General features: G+C 45.9%; 3 protein-coding genes. All 3 read left to right on the forward strand.

All coding sequences use genetic code 11. The features are described 5' to 3' along the window. A partial coding sequence (locus PHP87_RS09385) for a methyl-accepting chemotaxis protein (RefSeq protein ID WP_299920603.1) occupies positions 1-1,225 on the forward strand: 1,225 nt, incomplete at its 5' end. Between the two features lie 70 nt (positions 1,226-1,295). Further along, positions 1,296-2,108, forward strand: a complete 813-nt coding sequence (locus tag PHP87_RS09390; RefSeq protein WP_299920605.1) for a protein-glutamate O-methyltransferase CheR — start codon at positions 1,296-1,298, stop codon at positions 2,106-2,108. A 7-nt stretch (positions 2,109-2,115) separates the two neighbouring features. Next, on the forward strand, positions 2,116-2,530 hold a 415-nt coding region (locus PHP87_RS09395), incomplete at its 3' end, for a response regulator (protein WP_299920607.1).

Below are 2,530 nucleotides of genomic sequence, written 5' to 3' on the forward strand. Positions count from 1 at the left end.
TGGGCCTATGAAGGAACTATCAGCAGTGATGAGAGAAATGGAAAAAGGAAACCTGGGGGTCCATGTCGAGGGAGATTATAAGGGAGATTTTAGGCTAATTAAGGATACACTTAATAGTACCATTGAGGCCCTTAAGAACTATGTAAATGAAATCTCCAGCGTTTTAACTCAAATGGCCCGGAATAATCTGGATGTAGAAATAAAGCAGGATTTCCGGGGTGATTTTAGCGCCATCAAGGATTCACTAAATTTTATCATCACTTCATTGAATGAAACTATGAGCGGCATCAATATGGCCTCTGATCAGGTAGCCGATGGTTCTGCGCAGGTAGCGCGTTCCAGCCAATTTTTAGCTCAAGGGGCAGCTGAACAATCCAGTGCCATTGAGCAGTTAACTGCTTCCATAACTCAGATAGCGGCTCAGACCAATCAGAACGCAGCAAATGCCAACCAGGCCAATGACCTGGCTTTGACTGCCCGCGATAACGCCGTCAAAGGGAACGAAGAGATGAAAACCATGTTGGAAGCTATGGAAGCCATAAATGAATCTTCCAACAATATTTCCAAAATAATCAAGGTAATCGACGAAATCGCCTTTCAAACCAATATTTTGGCTTTGAATGCAGCAGTAGAGGCAGCCCGGGCAGGACAGCATGGTAAAGGTTTTGCAGTGGTCGCCGAAGAAGTACGAAACCTGGCGGCGCGTAGTGCTGGTGCCGCCCGGGAAACTACAGACATGATAGAGGGTTCAATTAAGAAAACCGAAGCCGGAACCAAAATAGCCAACGAAACCGCCGAAGCCCTGGGTAAAATTGTGGAAGGAGTCACCAGGATGGCTACTCTGATAGGAGATATCGCGGTTGCCTCCAATGACCAAGCCACCGGTATATCCCAGATAGACAAGGGAGTCGAACAGATCTCCCAGGTGGTGCAAACCAATGCTGCTACTGCCGAGGAAAGCGCTTCGGCCGCCGAGGAGTTGTCCAGTCAGGCTGTTTTAATGAAGGACGAAGTCAGCAAGTTTACCTTAAAGAAAAGAGATGAGCGTGCTATGCAATTGTCTGATCTGAGCCCAGAGATGTTAGCCCTGGTAAAAGAACTGCTGCAGAAACAGAAAATAATGCAGTTGGTAGAGACAAGAGAAACCAGAGCCAGGGAAGCTGGTTCCCGCGAGAATACCAGGCTGCAAATATCGCTTAGTGATAAAGAGTTCGATAAATACTAGCTTACTATTTAACTTATCTAAGGAACTTTCTCTGCGGACATGGGCGCTAATGTGAAAAGCGGGTGATAGTATGATTAACTTGTCGCAACAGGAGTTTCACTGGCTATCTAATTATGTTTATAATTATTGCGGCATTGATTTGAAACAGAAAAAACACCTGATTGAAAGCCGCTTGAGCAGTTATTTAATTGAAACGGGATTTTCCAACTTTGCCGCCTTTTATAATCACCTGCTGCAGGATTTCAGCGGAGAAAGCATCACCGCTATGTTGGATCGCATTACCACCAATCACACTTACTTTATGCGGGAAAGCCAGCATTTTGACTTTTTCCGGGATAGTGTACTGCCTGGGCTGCTGAACCGGGTGAAAAACCGGGATCTCCGTATCTGGAGTGCCGGTTGCAGTAGTGGTGAGGAAGCCTATACCCTGGCTATGATAATTAGTGATTTCTTTAGCTCCCAACAGGCAGCATGGGATACGCGGATACTGGCCACTGACATATCCACGCGAGCCCTTAAAAAAGCCGGGGAGGCGGTTTACACGGAGGAGGAAATTGCAGCTTTGCCTGCCAGTTGGAAACTACGGTATTTTCAGGAGACTAACCGGGATAGTTTCAGGATAAGAGAAAGAATTAGAAGACAAGTCATATTTCGCCGGTTCAACCTGATGGAAAGCCCCTTTCCTTTTAAAAAAGCATTTCAGGTTATTTTTTGTCGCAATGTTTTGATATATTTTGATTCCAGCACCAGGAGCAAGCTGATTCAGCGTTTTTACGACTCTATCGAGGATGGTGGTTACTTTTTCATAGGGCAGGCCGAGTCAATTAATTGGGATAATAATAGATTTAGCTATGTGATGCCAGCCGTTTATAGAAAGGAGTAGTTGCTTCTTGCGGCTCAGAAGAATAAAAACGCTGATAGTGGATGATTCTCTTCTGTTTAGGGAAACCCTGGCGCGTGGTATTTCCCGTGATCCGGCTATAGAGGTGGTGGCTACTGCAGCCGATGCCTTTATGGCCAGGGATATGATTATCAAACATAAACCGGATGTAATGACCTTGGATGTAGAAATGCCGCGTATGAGCGGTATTGAATTCTTGCGGCGGCTTATGCCCCAGTACCCGTTGCCGGTAGTAATGATCAGTGCTCTCAGTGAGAGTGTTTTTGATGCTCTTAACGCTGGAGCGATAGACTTTGTAGCCAAACCGGATATGAACCGGAATCAGGATCTGGACTCCTTTTTCAGCGAGTTGATTATTAAGATAAAGATTGCTTCCGTGGCTCGTTTGGGAAGGCGAGCGGAGG

It is taken from the genome of Syntrophomonas sp. (genome assembly GCF_028707975.1).
GTDB lineage: Bacteria > Bacillota > Syntrophomonadia > Syntrophomonadales > Syntrophomonadaceae > Syntrophomonas.